13 protein-coding genes and 1 pseudogene are annotated in these 15,737 nt (G+C 65.6%); 9 read left to right on the forward strand and 5 right to left on the reverse strand.

The features are described from left to right. Window positions 1–3 precede the first annotated feature (3 nt). The 6 genes from B4F51_RS13805 to B4F51_RS13830 all read left to right on the forward strand — a co-directional run bounded on the left by B4F51_RS13805 (window position 4) and on the right by B4F51_RS13830 (window position 6,072). A complete protein-coding gene (locus B4F51_RS13805) occupies window positions 4–900 on the forward strand; it encodes an AAA family ATPase (RefSeq protein WP_296226401.1) in 897 nt (298 codons plus the stop codon). Between the two features lie 3 nt (window positions 901–903). After that, window positions 904–2,160 (forward strand): vWA domain-containing protein, encoded by a 1,257-nt coding sequence (locus tag B4F51_RS13810; protein ID WP_296226403.1) that lies wholly within the window; start codon window positions 904–906, stop codon window positions 2,158–2,160. Next, on the forward strand, window positions 2,151–2,780 hold the full coding sequence (locus tag B4F51_RS13815; protein WP_296226405.1) for an SRPBCC family protein: 630 nt from the start codon (window positions 2,151–2,153) through the stop codon (window positions 2,778–2,780). Before B4F51_RS13810 ends, B4F51_RS13815 begins: the two co-directional genes overlap by 10 nt. A 49-nt stretch (window positions 2,781–2,829) precedes the next feature. Continuing rightward, window positions 2,830–3,861 carry an XdhC family protein gene (locus B4F51_RS13820; protein ID WP_296226407.1) on the forward strand — a complete coding sequence of 344 codons (1,032 nt, stop codon included), beginning with the start codon at window positions 2,830–2,832 and terminating at the stop codon, window positions 3,859–3,861. Between the two features lie 276 nt (window positions 3,862–4,137). After that, a complete protein-coding gene (locus B4F51_RS13825; protein ID WP_296226408.1) occupies window positions 4,138–5,241 on the forward strand; it encodes an SDR family oxidoreductase in 1,104 nt (367 codons plus the stop codon). 108 nt (window positions 5,242–5,349) lie between these two features. Continuing rightward, on the forward strand, window positions 5,350–6,072 hold the full coding sequence (locus B4F51_RS13830) for an MgtC/SapB family protein (protein WP_296226410.1): 723 nt from the start codon (window positions 5,350–5,352) through the stop codon (window positions 6,070–6,072). Here the strand turns inward: B4F51_RS13830 and B4F51_RS13835 are convergent. The 3 genes and pseudogenes from B4F51_RS13835 to B4F51_RS13845 all read right to left on the reverse strand — a co-directional run. Next, window positions 6,062–6,926: pseudogene (locus tag B4F51_RS13835) on the reverse strand (Tar ligand binding domain-containing protein); the annotation flags it as partial. The gene B4F51_RS13830 and the pseudogene B4F51_RS13835 sit on opposite strands and share 11 nt — an antisense overlap. 231 nt (window positions 6,927–7,157) lie before the next feature. After that, window positions 7,158–8,288: a 3-deoxy-7-phosphoheptulonate synthase gene (locus tag B4F51_RS13840; protein WP_296226411.1), complete on the reverse strand. Its 1,131-nt coding sequence runs from the start codon at window positions 8,286–8,288 to the stop codon at window positions 7,158–7,160. A gap of 76 nt (window positions 8,289–8,364) precedes the next feature. Then, the gene (locus tag B4F51_RS13845) at window positions 8,365–9,597 is read right to left on the reverse strand and encodes a DUF2252 domain-containing protein (RefSeq protein ID WP_296226413.1); all 1,233 of its coding nucleotides are present in this window, start codon (window positions 9,595–9,597) and stop codon (window positions 8,365–8,367) included. 36 nt (window positions 9,598–9,633) lie between these two features. Between B4F51_RS13845 and B4F51_RS13850 the strand changes: the two genes are divergently transcribed. Beyond that, window positions 9,634–11,490 carry a glycoside hydrolase family 15 protein gene (locus tag B4F51_RS13850; protein WP_296226415.1) on the forward strand — a complete coding sequence of 619 codons (1,857 nt, stop codon included), beginning with the start codon at window positions 9,634–9,636 and terminating at the stop codon, window positions 11,488–11,490. 54 nt (window positions 11,491–11,544) lie between these two features. Further along, entirely contained in the window at window positions 11,545–11,787 is a 243-nt protein-coding gene (locus B4F51_RS13855; RefSeq protein WP_296226417.1) for a DUF1289 domain-containing protein, read from the forward strand. A gap of 71 nt (window positions 11,788–11,858) precedes the next feature. Here the strand turns inward: B4F51_RS13855 and B4F51_RS13860 are convergent, their stop codons facing one another. Further along, window positions 11,859–13,295, reverse strand: coding sequence for an aldehyde dehydrogenase family protein (locus tag B4F51_RS13860; RefSeq protein WP_296226418.1), 1,437 nt, complete (start codon window positions 13,293–13,295; stop codon window positions 11,859–11,861). A 152-nt stretch (window positions 13,296–13,447) separates the two neighbouring features. Between B4F51_RS13860 and B4F51_RS13865 the strand changes: the two genes are divergently transcribed. Next, window positions 13,448–13,978 carry a hypothetical protein gene (locus tag B4F51_RS13865; protein ID WP_296226420.1) on the forward strand — a complete coding sequence of 177 codons (531 nt, stop codon included), beginning with the start codon at window positions 13,448–13,450 and terminating at the stop codon, window positions 13,976–13,978. Window positions 13,979–14,043: 65 nt separating this feature from the next. On the opposite strand, the gene B4F51_RS13870 is transcribed toward B4F51_RS13865, so the two are convergent. Next, complete coding sequence (locus B4F51_RS13870) at window positions 14,044–15,666, reverse strand: ABC-F family ATPase (RefSeq protein WP_296226422.1); 1,623 nt, start codon at window positions 15,664–15,666, stop codon at window positions 14,044–14,046. Window positions 15,667–15,737 lie beyond the last annotated feature (71 nt).

Below are 15,737 nucleotides of genomic sequence, written 5' to 3' on the forward strand. Positions count from 1 at the left end.
TGCATGCCGGTCGACTCCATCGACGACTGCCTCGCGCAACTGCAGGGACAGGGCTATTTCGCCAGCCGCGAGTTGGCGACGGCCCTGTTCCTCGCGCTGCGCATGCAGCGGCCGCTGTTTCTGGAAGGCGAGCCCGGCGTCGGCAAGACCGAGCTGGCGAAGGCGGCGGCCGGGCTGCTGGGCACATCGCTGCTGCGGCTGCAATGTTACGAAGGGCTGGATACCGCCAGCGCGCTCTACGAGTGGGATTACCCGCGCCAGATCATGGCGCTGCGCCTGGCCGAAGCCGCTGGTGAAAAGCCGCGCGCCGATACGCTCTACCGCGATGAGTTCCTCCTCAAGCGCCCGCTGCTGCAGGCGCTGCTGCCAGACCCGGCCCATCCGGACACACCGCGCGTCCTCCTGATCGACGAGATCGACCGCGCCGACGAGCCGTTCGAGGCCTTCCTGCTGGAGCTGCTGTCCGACTTTCAGGTATCGATTCCGGAGTTCGGCACGGTGCGGGCACAGGTCATCCCGCTCGTCATCATGACGTCCAACCGCACGCGCGAAGTGCACGACGCCCTCAAGCGGCGCTGCCTGTATCAGTGGATCGGTTATCCGGACAAGGCGCGCGAATTGCAGATCGTGGCGCAGCGTGCGCCTGAGGCCGCCGCCCACCTGCAGCAACGCGCGGTGGATTTCGTGCACCGGCTGCGGGGCATCGACCTCTTCAAGGCGCCGGGCATTGCCGAGGCCATCGACTGGTGCCGCGCGCTGGCAGCGCTCAACGTGACGGAACTCGATCCGCAATCGGTGCAGGACACGCTGGGCGTGCTGCTCAAATACCAGGACGACCTGGCCCGCGTGGACGCGCCGACCATCAAGCAACTGCTGGCCGCGCCCGCCCTGCCGGAGTAAGTCATGCACGCTCGCGCGGCGCTGCCCACGCAGTTTCCAATGTTGGCCCGCAACGTAACGCACTTCGTGCGCCTGTTGCGCAACGCCGGCATGCCGCTTGCGCCATCGCGCGCAGTGGATGCCATTGAAGCCATGCGCCACATCGACATCGGTCGCCGCGACGACGTGAAATCTGCGCTGGCCGCTCTGCTCGTCTCGCACCCCGACGAACGTACGCTGTTCGATGCCGCGTTCAACGTGTTCTGGCGCGATCCGGACTGGGAGGGCAAGCTGCGTGCGCTGCTGCTTCCCAAGGTGCTCGGCGGGATTGCGCCTACGCGCAGCAACCGTCTGGCCGATGCGCTGCGGGCGCAGCCGTCGCCCCACTTGCCATCCAGTTCCACGCCCGAGGGCGAGCGCCACGACATCGTCGCGTCGATGGCCTTTTCCGCGCACGAGGCGCTGCGTACACGGGATTTCGACACGCTCAACGCCGCAGAGTGGCGCACCCTGCAACATATGATTCGCCGCCGGCGCGTGCACCTGGCACAGGAGCGCACGCGCCGACTGAAAGCGGCCTCGCGCGGGCGGCGACCGGACCTGCGCGCTACCGCCCGGCAAGCCGTGCGCGCCAGCGGCGAATGGACCGGCTGGAAATACCGTCAACAGGTCGACCGCACACCGCCACTGGTTTTGCTGCTCGACATTTCTGGATCGATGAGCCGCTATTCGCGTGCGGTGCTGTACTACTGTCACGCGCTGGTGCAGTCGCGCGAACGCATCCAGGCCTTTCTGTTCGGCACGCGGCTGACCAACGTCTCGCGGCAGTTGCGCGAGCGCGATCCGGACGTGGCCGTGCAGGCCATCTCGCAACTTGTGCCGGACTGGTCCGGCGGCACACGCATTGGTGCCGCGCTGGCCGAGTTCAACCGCCGCTGGGCCCGCCGGACGCTCTCCGGCCGCGCCACGGTGTTGCTCGTGACCGATGGTCTGGATCACGAGCACATTGAACTGCTCGAAGCCGAAATGGCCCGTCTGGCGCGCTTTGCCCACCGCATCGTCTGGCTCAACCCGCTGCTGCGCTTCGCCGGTTTCGAGCCCCGGGCACGCGGCGTGCGAGCCATCCTGCCGTACGTCGATGCGATGGTGCCGGCACACCATTTCGACAGTCTGGCTGCGCTGGAGCAGGAATTGGCGCATGCTCGCCATACACGTGCCCCACGCGCCCCACGCTCATCAGGCAACCTCACTCCTGCCCGACCCACCTCGCCATGGAACTGACCCAGACCCACCTCCTGCCCGTGCCCCTGCAGACTGCCTGGGATGCGCTCAACGACCCAGCCGTGCTGCAGCGCTGCATTCCGGGCTGTGAGAGCCTGGCCCCCGCCGGTGATCACGCTTATGACATCGCCATGACGGCAGCCATCGGCCCGGTCAAGGCCCGCTTCAAGGGCCATATGGAACTGGCCGACATCACGCCGCCCACCGGCTATGAGCTGCACTTCGATGGCCAGGGCGGCACTGCGGGCTTCGGCAAGGGCACCGCACACGTCCAGTTGGCGCCCGAGGGGCCGACCGTGACTCGGCTTTCCTACACCGCCACCGCGCAGGTGGGCGGCAAGCTGGCACAGATCGGCTCGCGGCTGGTGGATGGTGCCGCCCACAAGCTGGCAGACGAGTTCTTTCAACGCTTTGCTGCCGAGTTCGGCGCCCCGCCGGTGGATGCGGCGCGCGTGGAGCACGCCATTCCCGATATCGCCGCGGCGGAGCTCGCCGCACACGGCGTGCCTGCCGCGCCCATCATCAGCCCGGCCGTGCAGCCGCGCAATCCTTGGCCATGGATCATCGTGGCGGTGGTGGCCGTGGTGGCGGCCTACCTGTTTTTGCACCACGGGGCATAATCCCGCGATCGGATACCCCACAAGCGCCCCAGGGCGCAGGAAACGCACCATGGACAGCGTTGATCTTGAAGTCTTGAAAACCAGCGTGCGCTGGCTGGAGCAAGGGCGGCGCGTGCTGCTCGTCACCGTCGTGAAGACCTGGGGCTCTTCGCCCCGCCCCGAAGGCGCCATGCTCGCGCTGCGCGATGACGGCGTGGTGGTCGGCTCGGTCTCGGGCGGCTGCATTGAAGACGACCTCATCGACCGCGTGCGCCGCGAAGGCTTGCAGCAAACCAAGCCCGAGGCCGTCAAATACGGCATCAGCGCGGAAGAAGCCCACCGCTTCGGCCTGCCCTGCGGCGGCACCCTGCAGCTCGTGCTGGAACCGTTGAACGCCGCCAGCGGCATCGACGCGCTGCTGCACGCGGTAGAAGCCGGCCAACTCGTCGCCCGCACGCTCGACATGGCGACCGGCGCGACCCTGCTGGAGCACGCCAACGTGACCGACGGCCTGCAGTTCGACGAGCAACGCCTGGTGACCATCCACGGGCCGCGTTACCGCATGCTCGTCATCGGTGCGGGGCAGCTCTCGCGCTACCTGTGCCAGATCGCCGTGGGCCTGGACTACCAGGTGACGGTGTGCGACCCGCGCGAGGAGTACAGCGAAGAATGGGACATCCCGGGTGTCGCCATGGTCCGCACCATGCCCGACGACACCGTAACGGCCATGAAGCTGGACGAGCGCAGCGCCGTCATTGCCCTCACGCACGACCCGAAGCTGGATGACCTGGCACTGATGGAGGCACTCAAGACGCCTGCCTTCTACGTGGGTGCGCTCGGCAGCCGCCGCAACAACGCCAACCGCCGCGAACGCCTCAAGGAATTCGACCTGACCGAAGCCGAACTTGCTCGCCTGCATGGCCCCGTGGGCATCTACATCGGCAGCCGCACGCCGCCGGAGATTGCCATCTCCATCCTGGCCGAGGTAACGGCGGCCAAGAACGGCGTATCGCTGCCGACCATCCTGCAGGTGGAGGGTGCCAAGGCCGCGCGCGAAATCGCCGCAAACGCGTCGTCCGGTTGCGCAGCGCCGCATGCATGACGTCAACCCTTCTGAGAGGCGGCTCGAAAAGCCGCACCTGAAAGGCGCTTGAAAGGTTACATTCTTATAACTGGCTGATTCTGCACGAGCTGCTGCGCGCACTGCATCCAGCGGCGCGAAGAGCCTTGCGCCATATGCGTCGCCCCGATTGGGCGCCGCTGCACGTTCCCTGTCCCGAGCGCCCTGTGTTGCGCGTCCGTTCGTCCGGCAGCGGTAACGTTGTTTGCAGGCGGGTTGGTCGCCCCCTCGCTACCCAAGAAATTCGAACGTTTTCGCATGAGTATTCTGCTGACCGGCGCGACCGGTTTCGTTGGCGGCGCCATTGCCGCGAATCTGGCAGCCAAAGGTTTGCTGGGCGACACGCGCTTTGCCGTGCGGGGCGACACGCTTGTCGACGGGCTCGCGCGCCTGCGCGCCAACCTGCGCCGGTTCCAGTTGCCGCAGTCTGTGATGGATGGCATCACGGAATCGCAGATCGTGCCGTTCGATCTGCGCGAGGCCGGTGCCGCCAAACTCGGCGATCCGGAGATCATCATCAACTGCGCGGCGCTGGCGACGTTCTCGAACCATCCGTCGCTGTGGGACACCAACGTCGGCGGCGTGCTGGCGCTGGGCCGGCTGGCCGCGCAGGGCCCCAGCCTCAAGCGCTTCGTGCAGATCGGTACGGCCATGTCGTGCGGCCAGTTGGCCGACCGCCACGTATTCGAAAGCTGGAATGTGCCCGCGCTGGACCAGCACGCGGTGCCCTATACGTATTCCAAGGGAATGGCCGAGCTGAAGCTGCGCGAGGCCGTGCCCGAGTTGCCGCTGGTGGTGGTGCGGCCGTCCATCGTGGTCGGCCACAGCACGCTGGGCTGCGAGCCCTCGGGCAGCATCTTCTGGATGCTGCGCATGGTGGCCCTGCTGGAAACCTTCAGTTGCCGCCTGACCGACCGCGTCGACATCCTGCCCGTGGACGATTGCGCCGAGGCCATCGTGCGGCTGGCGACCAAGCCAACGCTGGCGCACGACCTGTACCACATCAGCGCGGGCGATGCGAATTCGGAGCGCATCGAAACGCTGTACCCGCGCTTCAAGCGCTGCAGGACGCCGGAAGAAGACGCCCAGGCGCTGGCCGCTTACGTGTACCAGGAAAAGATTGCAGAGAAGGCGCTGGCGCGCAAATTCCTGAGCCTGACCGGCGACGGCAACGTGCGACTGGTCGCGCGCTGCATCCATCTGTATGCCAAGTTCGCCAGCATGAGCTACGTGTTCGACAACACGCGGCTCGTGCAAGAGACCGGCTTCCAGCCGCGCTCCCTGCTCGCCTACCTTGACCGTTGCCTCGACACGTCGGACGCCGTGCCGATTCCCGAGCAGATGCAGTGGGACTATAAGTAGCCGTCAGCCTGCTTGGCCTGCACGGCGTGTCATGGCGCCGTGCTATAACCATCGGCGCCCTATTTCGAACCTGAGCAAGACTCCGGTCTTCAAAACAAGGAGCCGCCGATGACGCTGCAAGCCCTCGTTCATCTCAATGTCGCCACGCTGGTGGATTCGTTCATCAGCCTTGCCTCGGCCTTTGCGCTGGGCTCGTTGATCGGCTTCGAGCGGCAGGTCAGGCAGCGCACGGCCGGCCTGCGTACCAACGCGCTGGTGGCCGTGGCGGCCGCCGCCTTCGTCGACATGGCCGCGCAGATCGGCACTGCATCCGACACCACGCGCGTGATTGCCTACGTGGTGTCGGGCGTCGGCTTCCTGGGCGCCGGCACCATCATGAAGGAGGGGCTGAACGTGCGCGGGCTGAACACCGCCGCTACGCTGTGGGGTTCGGCTGCCGTGGGCGCAGCGGCGGGCTCGGACCTGGTCGGCCAGGCGATTCTGACGACGCTGTTCGTGCTGGCCTCGAATATCCTGCTGCGGCCCGTGGTGGACCGCATCAACCGCACGCCGCTTGACAACCAGGCCAGCGAAGTCACGTACACGATGTGCGTGATCTCCACCAGCCAGCGCCAGAAAGAAGCCCTGGCTGATCTGGAGCGTCTGCTGGAAGAGGCCAGCTACCCGGTCAGCGACCTGTCCGTCGAGCCATTCGGCGAAGACCATGTCGAGATCGAAGCGATGCTGATGTCCACCGCAGTGAATGCCGCCGAGCTGGATCGCATTGTCAACGTGCTGCAGTCGCAGCCGCATATTGCCCAGGCGTTCTGGAACCCTAGCACGACGGAGTAATCCGCCGCGCGCGGATAACCACGCAAGTCAGGCCAGATGGAAGGCCGCGATGGCCGCATTCAGCGGCTGCGGCTGCTTGCTCCACCTGCGCCGCATTCTGTTGCGTGGCTTCGTCCATCAAAGTGACGGCCCTGCTCGCCCGCGCGAGCCGCTTCCACGGCGGCGTTGCCCGCGGCGATCTGCTTGGTGGCTGCACCAATGGATTCAAAGCCGGTGCGTACGCGGCGCACGGTGTCGGTCAGCGCGCCCTGCATGCGGGCCAGGCCTTCGAGCAGACGGCCCATCTCGCCGTGGCGGTCGATGCGCACGGGTTGGGTCAGGTCACCGGCGGCAATGCGCTCGAACTGCGCCAGCGCAATGGCGGCCATCATGATCACGCGAAAACGCGCATAGGCTTCCTGTGAGTTGTCGTAGTTGGCTTTAGACAAGCCGAGCTGCTTCTTGCTCAGCGCCAGGCTCGTGTCGTTGGATTCGCGGAATGCCCTGGAAACGCGCTTTTCCATGATGCTGTCAGCCGTGGCGCGATCTCCGGCGCGTAGCGCCTTGATCCTGTCGCGCAGGCTGCCGGCTGCGGCGTCGCGCTTGGTGGCGACATCCTTGGCCAGGCGTTCCTCTTCTTCGTCACGCGGCAAGGCCAGGTATTTCTTCCAGGCTTCGTCCGACCGGCTGATCAGTTCTTCAGTGCGGTCGAGCAACTGCATCGCGTCCTTGTCGTCCGGATACAGCATCGCCTTGTCGAGTGCGGTGCGGGCACGCGTGAGGCTCAGGTCTGCCTCGCCCAGCGCAAGTGCGGAAGGAAACTGGTTGGTAAAGGTTTCTTCGTGTGCGCGGTTGGCATCGCGCAGGCCGAGCAGACATGGGCGCGGCGAAGAGGCGTGCGCGGCTTCTCACGCGGGCGCGACCATCGCACCGGGCGGCCGGCTACCTTGGCAGTATCGGCGGCACGGCTCAGGAACGTGAGGCGCAGAGGCGAATGCCTCACCGTTGGAAACCCTGCGCCCTCGCCTGCCTCAGATCACGACTCCGGCGGCTTCGTCAATCAATGTAGCCACCGGCACCGGTTGCGAGACTGACGACGCGTCACATCACCCGTCGTACGAATACGCGCGCCGAAGCCGCACTGCCTCGGCGAGCACGTCAAGCACGGGCTCGGTCTGCGCCCAGCTCAAGCACGCGTCGGTGATCGACACACCGTACTTGAGCGGTACGCCCGGCTTCAGATCCTGACGGCCGGCTTCAAGGTTGCTCTCGATCATCACGCCGATGATCCGGCGCTCGCCCTGCGACAGTTGCCGCGCGAGATCCTGCGCGACGTTGATCTGCCGTTCATGCGACTTGTTCGAATTCGCGTGCGAGCAGTCGACCATCACCTGTTCGCGCAACTTTGCCGCGCGCAGCGCCGCGCAGGTCGCCTCGATGTGCGCGCTGTCGTAGTTCGGCCCGCTCTTGCCGCCGCGCAGGATCACGTGCGCGTCGTCGTTGCCGCGTGTCTCGAAGATCGCGGCCATGCCCATCTTGGTCATGCCCATGAACGCATGGCTCGCGCGCGCCGCGATGATCGCGTCTGACGCGACCTGCACGCCGCCGTCGGTGCCGTTCTTGAAGCCGATCGGGCAACTCAGGCCAGATGCGAGCTGCCGATGGCTCTGGCTTTCCGTCGTGCGCGCGCCGATCGCGCCCCACGCGATCAGGTCTGCGATGTATTGCGGACTCAGCAGATCGAGGAATTCCGTCGCGGCGGGCAGGCCGAGTGCGTTGACGTCGAGCAGCAGTTGCCGCGCGGCACGCAGGCCCTCATTGATGCGGAAGCTGCCGTCGAGGCGCGGATCGTTGATGTAACCCTTCCAGCCGACCGTCGTGCGCGGCTTCTCGAAGTAGACGCGCATCACGATCAGCAGGTCGTCCTTCAGTGCGTCGGCCGCGGCCTTGAGGCGGTGCGCGTAATCCAGCGCCTGGTCGTGATCGTGAATCGAGCACGGGCCGACGACGAGCAGCAGCCGGTCATCTCTCCCGTGCAGGATGTTGCCGATCGCCGCGCGCGTGGCTTCGACGAGCGCCTGCGTGTCGGCGGGCACTGGCAGTTCGTCCTGCAGCAGCGCCGGGGAAATGAGCGGACGCACCGCGCCGATGCGGGTGTCGTCGATGCGCGTTGTGTCCTGCGTCGCGTCGGCTACGCCTACCTCGCGATCGTGTGACGGATTGTCGAGGTTCTTCATTGTGATCTCCGGGAGACTTCAAGTATGGATAGCGGACGAACGATGCCACTCGGGCCTGAGGGCAGCCGCCGCGCACTTAACGGGTCTTGCGGCCGCGCGCCTGGCGGTAATCCTCGGCAAACTCGGCCCATTGCTTGAGCGACACGTCGCGCCCATGTGTGGCCAGTTTCAGCGCCGATTTTCGCCATGCCGTGCCAGCCGCATAGTCCTGCATTCTCTCCACCAGATCGGTGCCGAGCCGCCCACAGCCACGCAAGTGGCACCATGCAGCCACGCGCGCCATGGTCTGCAGCGCGTCATCCAGGTTGGCGACAACGTGCTTGCCCGAGCCCAGTGCCACGCGGTCAGCCGTCGGCTGCAGGCTTTTGACCACATACGACTTCGGCTTTTCACCCTTGGCCCCGTAGACCACGCCGCGCAGCAGCGCCGGCGAGATGGCTTGCGACAAGCGCTGGATGCCAACCACCCGCCCAGCCTCGCTATGCCACGGCGCCACGCTGCAGGCACTACCCAGCACATCGTCCCAGACACTGGGGATGGAGCGCTTGATGTCGATCAGGCGCAGCGTATCGGGATCGTTCTCGGGGCGCGCCAGCACGGCGTAGCGCTCCAGCCCCAGGCTGCCGGTGCCGGCAATGCGCCGCGCCACATCCACGGCGACAAAGCGCTGGCCATGGCCGTTGCCCTGCTCCGCATACGCATTGAGGATGCGGCGCGCGCGGCGGGCCCCTTCCTTGCTTGCCTGCAAGGTGCGGCGGCCGTCGATGCGCAGGGTGATCTGGTTGCCGTTGCGCTCGGTGCGATCGGCCAGGTAGGCCGCGCGGTTGCGCTTGCGCAGCCCACGCAACAGGTTGCGCACAATGCCTGTGGCGGTGGCGCGCTCCACCCAGCGCGGCTTGCCGTCAACCAGCGCAGCGGCATACGTATCAAGAAAGCGGCGGCACAGGTTGTGCGCGTCTTCTTCGGCCAATTTCCAGCCATGCGAGGCTACCTGCAGGCTCGACAGCACGCGAACAAGATCGACGGTAAACGGCGCAGCGAGCGCCTCGTCAAAGTCGTTCATGTCGAAATAGACGAGGCCGTTGTCGCCCTTGAAGCTGCCGAAGTTCTCGAGGTGCAGATCGCCGCAGACCAGCGTGCGCGGTGCTTCGTGCAACAGCGGCGCATCGGCCAGCGAGGCTGCGTAGAGGTTGTTGGTACCGCGGAAGAACGAGAACGGATCGGCGGCGATGGCGGCGAGCTTGCGGGTGAGGCGCTCCGGGTCGCGCCCGGCGTTGTACTCGAGAATGATGCGGGTGCTGTCGTGCATGGTCACGGCCTGGTCAATTGATTGGAGTGGAGTGCAATGCCCTCGAAGATCGAAGATTACGCCCTGATCGGCGATTGTGAAACGGCCGCGCTGGTCTCGCGCGGCGGTTCGATCGACTGGCTGTGCTGGCCCCGGTTCGATTCGGGCGCTTGCTTTGCCGCACTGCTTGGCACACCCGACCATGGCCGATGGAGGATCGCCCCGCAACGCGATGCGCGCGCCGTGCGCCGCCGCTACCTGCCCGGCACGCTGGTGCTGGAGACCGTGTTCGAAACCGACACCGGCACCGTCAGCCTGACCGACTTGATGCCCGTGCGCCTGCCCGGCACGCCCAGCGCGCGCAGCGACACGTCGGACCTCGTGCGCGTCGTGCGGGGCATCTCGGGCACCGTTGCCATGCGCATGGACCTGACGCTGCGCTTCGACTACGGTACCTCGGTGCCATGGGTCAGCCGCGTGTTGGAAGCCCCCGACAGCCCATGCGACACACCCAACTGCGTACTGCGCGCCATTGCCGGGCCAGATATGGTGACGCTGCGCACGCCCGCGCCCATCCGCGGTGAGAAGCTTTCCACCGTGGCCGACTTCTCCGTGGCCGAGGGCGAGGCGATGCCCTTTGTTCTGACGCATTCGCCATCGCATCTGCCGTTGCCGGCCCCCATCGACGCACTGGAAGCGCAGGCAGATATCGAAGCGCGCTGGCGTGCGTGGACAGGCCGCTGCCAGAACGTGGGCAAATGGACGGAAGCCGTCGAACGCTCGCTTATCACGCTCAAGGCGCTGACCTACCATCGCACCGGCGGCGTGGTTGCCGCCCCAACCACGTCGCTGCCCGAACAACTGGGCGGCGTGCGCAACTGGGACTATCGCTACTGCTGGCTGCGCGATGCCACCCTCACGCTGCTTGCCCTGATGAACGCGGGCTACTACGACGAGGCACGCGCCTGGCGCGAATGGCTGGAACGCGCGGTGGCCGGCAGCCCATCACAGATCCAGATCATGTACGGCATTGCCGGCGAGCGCCGGCTGGGTGAATGGACCGTGCCGTGGCTGCCCGGCTATGAAGGTGCGCAGCCCGTGCGCGTGGGCAATGCGGCGGCCCAGCAACTCCAGCTCGACGTCTATGGCGAATTGATGGATGCGCTTTACCTCGCCCGCAAAGGCGGCCTGAGCGGCGACGAAACCGCTTGGCACCTGCAAATCGCGCTGATGGAACACCTCGAAACCATCTGGCTGATGCCCGACGAAGGCATCTGGGAAGTACGCGGCCCCGCGCGGCATTTCACGCATTCCAAGGTGATGGCGTGGGTGGCTTTCGACCGTGCGGTCAAGACTGTTGAACAGTTCGGGCTGGAAGGCCCGGTGGAGCGCTGGCGCAGCGTACGCGATCGCATCCACGCCGAAGTCTGCGCCCATGGCTACAACGCCCGTCGTGGCTGCTTCGTGCAGAGCTACGGCAGCGAAGCGATGGATGCCGCGCTGCTGATGTTGCCGCTGGTAGGTTTCCTGCCGGCGTCCGACCCGCGCATCCAGGGCACCGTGGGGGCCATCGAGCAAGACCTTCTCGTCAATGGCCTCGTGCGCCGCTATCGCACCGAAACCGCCGCCGATGGTCTGCCCGAAGGCGAGGGTACGTTTCTCCCGTGCAGCTTCTGGTATGTCGACAACCTCGTCATGCAGGGCCGCGACTCCGAGGCGCTCGCCCTGTTCGAGAAGCTGCTGGCACTGCGTAACGACGTGGGCCTGCTCTCGGAGGAGTACGATCCGCGTGCGGGCCGGCTGGTCGGCAACTTTCCGCAGGCGTTCTCGCATATTGCGCTGGTCAATTCAGCACTGGCGCTGAGCGCGGCAGCTCCGGCTGAACGTGGCGTCAGCCAGCGCGCGCGCCCCTGAGCCCGCTGCCGAAGCCCGGTAAAATAGTGCCCAACCTCCGAACCGACCGCATCCATGTCCGCCATGTCCGACGACGCGCCCGCCGCAACTGACAGCACGCTGTTCGGCCGCCCCGACAGCCCGTGCATCGGCATCTGCTCGACCCTTTTCGACGAAGTCTGCCAAGGCTGCGGTCGTACCGCGCTGGAAGTCAGCAACTGGGTCTTCATGACCGACGAAGAGCGCAACGCGGTCTGGACGCGCATCCTGGCCGAGGGCGCGGCGCAGGGCTACAACCCCGACGGCAGCCGTAAATAGGCATCCAGCGCAAGAAGAAACCCGGCCGAAGCCGGGTTTTTCGTTAGCGCCTCGTGAGTGCCGCAGAGGGGTCAGGCAGTCTGTGCAGGCTTGAGCTGCAGCGCCTTGTATTCCAGGAACTCCTCCAGCCCGTATTTGCCGTTCTCGCGCCCGTTGCCGGATTGCTTGTAGCCGCCAAACGGCGCCTGCATATTGAACGGCCCGCCGTTGATGTCGACCTGCCCGGTACGAATGCGCCGCGCCACGCGGATCGCCCGCGCCTCGTCGCCCGACCACACGCCGCCGCCCAGGCCGTAGATGCTGTCGTTGGCGATGCGGATGGCGTCTTCCTCGTTGTCGTAGCAGATCACCGTAAGCACGGGGCCGAAGATCTCCTCGCGCGCCACGGTGTCGGTGGTCTTGACGTTGCCGAGCACGGTCGGCTTGACGAAGAAGCCGGTCGACAGGCCTTCCGGCGTATCCGGTCCGCCAGTGATGAGCTCGGCGCCCTCTTCCAGCCCCTTGCGGATATAGCCGAGCACGCGGTCACGCTGCACGGCCGAGATCAGCGGGCCCAGGCGCGTGGTCTCCTGCGCCGGATCGCCCGGCACGTAGCTCGCCGCAAACTGCGCGGCCAGCGCCTTCACTTCTTCGTACTTGGCGCGCGGCACCAGCATGCGCGTGTGCGCCGAGCAGGTCTGCCCCGAGTTCAGGAAGCATGCCGAGAGCGTACCCTTCACCGCCGCAGCCAAGTCTGCGTCGTCCAGGATCACCGAGGCCGACTTGCCGCCCAATTCCAGCGCCACGCGCTTGACCGTCTGCGAAGCCAATTCGGCCACACGCTTGCCGGCGCGCGTGGAACCCGTGAACGACACCATGTCGACGTCCGGATGGCTTGCCAGCACCTCGCCAACCACCGGGCCATAGCCAGTAACGAGGTTGAACACGCCCGGCGGCAGGCCCGCTTCTTCAATCACTTCGGCCAGCACAAACGCATTGAGCGGCGCCACTTCCGACGGCTTGAGCACGACCGTGCAGCCTGCGGCCAACGCGGGCGCGACCTTCAGCGTGATTTGGTTGAGCGGGTAGTTCCACGGCGTGATGGCGCCCACCACCCCGACCGGCTCGCGCACCACCAGCGAGTTGCCGACCTGCTCTTCAAATGCGAACTTGGTCGCTAGCTTGGCGAAATTGCTCCAGTTGAACACCGGACCGCCTACCTGGATGGCACGCGCCAGTTTGATCGGCATGCCGACCTCGCCGGCAATCAGTTGCGCCAGTTCTTCGCTACGGGCCTTCAGGCCGTCGGCGATCTTCTGAATGTATTCGGCGCGCTTGGCAACCGGCGTGGCTGCCCAGCCGTCGAATGCGGCGCGGGCGGCTGCCACTGCGGCTTCAGCATCGGCGGCACTGCCTTCGGGAATCGTCCCCATCACCGCCTCGGTGGCCGAATGAATCACCTCGATAACGCCCTTGCCCTGCGGCGCCACCCACTTGCCGTTGATGAAAAGCTTGTCGCGTTGCTGCATCGTTGCTTGTCTCGCTCTGGTGGATGCGCGGTTTTGCGCGTTGTGCTATCCGGGTTGCGACTGAGATGCCCATCACACCCGGGCGGTTATGATCGTCCTATTGTAGAGCCAGCAGAGCGCGCACCGCAGACGCGCCCGCCGAGGGAGACAGCATGACCACCACCATCTACCAGAAGACCGACAAGGGGCAGGAAGAAATTCGCACGCGCGCGAACCGCCTGGACCAGAAACACCGTGCGCTGCTGCTGATGGTCAACGGCGAAAAGACCTGCGACGAGATCCTGCACCAGCTCCAGCCGCTGGGTATGACCCAGACCGTCTTCGAAGAACTGGAACATGGCGGGTACATCCGCCTCCACGCGCCTGGTGTCACAGCTCCCAAAAGTGTACAAATCGACGCTTCGCCATCCCAAGCAGCGCCCGTCGAAGCCGCACTGGCCTCCGGGGGGCACGGCGCCGAAAGCTATCAGCGCCTTTATCGCTTCTACACCGAAACCATCAGCCGCTACCTCGGCCTGCGCGGTTACCTGCTGGAGATGAAGGTGGAGAAAGCCGGCAGCGTGGCCGATCTGGTTGCCCTGCGTGAGCCACTCCAGGCGGCGCTGGCGAAAGCGCGCGGCGAGCCCGATACGAGCAATGTGATCGCGCAGCTTGATCTGCTGATTGACAAGGCGACGGGCTAACCCGCGCAAGCGCAACAAAAAAGGCGGCACCTCGGCCGCCCTTCTTTTGACTACCCGCCTGGCGCTCAGACTTCCACACCCTGGCTCTGCAGGTATTCGTCATACGTGCCCAGGTAGTCGGTGAGCGTGCCGTCGGGGCGCACTTCAATCACGCGCGTGGCCAGGGCGCTGATCAACTCGCGGTCATGCGACACGAAGATCAACGTGCCTTCGTACTTGTCCAGCGCGATCTGCAGCGACTCGATCGACTCCATGTCCATGTGGTTGGTCGGCTCGTCCAGTGCCAGCACGTTATGGCGGCCCAGCATCAGCTTGCCCCAGATCATGCGGCCCTTCTCGCCACCGGAGAGCACCTTGACGCTCTTCTTGATGTCGTCGGCCGAGAACAGCAGGCGACCCATCGTGCCGCGCAGCGATTGGTCGTCGTCACCGGCCTGCGTCCACTGGCTCATCCAGTCCATCAGGTCGCGGTCTTCGGGGAATTCTTCGTAGGTGTCCTGCGGCATGTAGCCGACGTTGGCGTTCTCTGCCCACTTGATGGTACCGCCATCGACTTCGATACCGCGCTGCACACCGGTCTTGACCGCGCCGTTCAGCAGGCTGCGCAGCAGCGTGGTCTTGCCCGCGCCGTTCTCGCCGATGATGGCGACCCGCTCGCCCGCGCGCACGGCCATGGTCAGGCCGTCGAAGATCTTGCGGTCATACGTCTTGCGCGCGTTGTCGGTTTCCACCGCCAGGTTGTGCAGCTTCTTCTCCATCTCGAAGCGGACGAAGGGGTTCTGGCGCGACGACGGCTTGATGTCTTCCACCTTGATCTTGTCGATCATCTTCAAGCGCGATGTGGCCTGACGCGCCTTGGACTTGTTGGCCGAGAAGCGGCGCACGAAGTCCTGCAGATCCGAGATGCGCTCCTTGGCGCGCGCGTTGGCGGCCTGCAGGCGTTCGCGCGCCTGCATGGAGGCTTCCATGTAGTCGTCGTAGTTGCCCGGGTAGACCTTGAGCGTGCCGTAATCCATGTCGGCCATGTGCGTGCAGACCGAATTCAGGAAGTGACGATCGTGGGAAATGATGATCATGGTGGAATTGCGCTCGTTGAGCACCGATTCCAGCCAGCGGATCGTGTTGATGTCGAGGTTGTTGGTCGGTTCGTCCAGCAGCAGGACGTCCGGATTCGAGAACAGCGCCTGCGCCAGCAGCACACGCAGCTTCCAGCCGGGGGCGACGTCGCTCATCGGGCCCTGATGCTGGCTGGTCGGGATGCCGACGCCCAGTAGCAGTTCGCCCGCGCGGGCTTCTGCGGTGTAGCCGTCGTATTCGGCGTACTTGGCCTCCAGGTCGGCGGCCTTCATGTAGTCGTCGTCGGTCGCTTCCGGATTGGCGTAGATGGCGTCGCGCTCCTGCGCGGCAGCCCACATCTCGGTGTGGCCCATCATCACCACGTCCAGCACGCGCATGTCTTCATAGGCGAACTGGTCCTGGCGCAGCTTGCCCAGGCGCACGCCGGGTTCCAGCATCACGTTGCCCGCGCTCGGCTCCAGGTCGCCGCCGAGAATCTTCATGAAGGTCGACTTGCCGCAGCCGTTGGCGCCGATCAGGCCATAGCGATTGCCCTCACCAAACTTGACCGAGATGTTCTCGAACAAGGGCTTGGGCCCGAACTGCATGGTGATGTTGGCGGTGGAAAGCACGTGGGAACCTTGATTGGAAAGCGGTGAGCCGACGCCTGCGAGCAATTGCCGGCGCCGTTTGGGAAACTTTG

The sequence above is a fragment of the Ralstonia sp. UBA689 genome (assembly GCF_002298975.1).
In the GTDB taxonomy this organism is placed as follows: domain Bacteria; phylum Pseudomonadota; class Gammaproteobacteria; order Burkholderiales; family Burkholderiaceae; genus Ralstonia.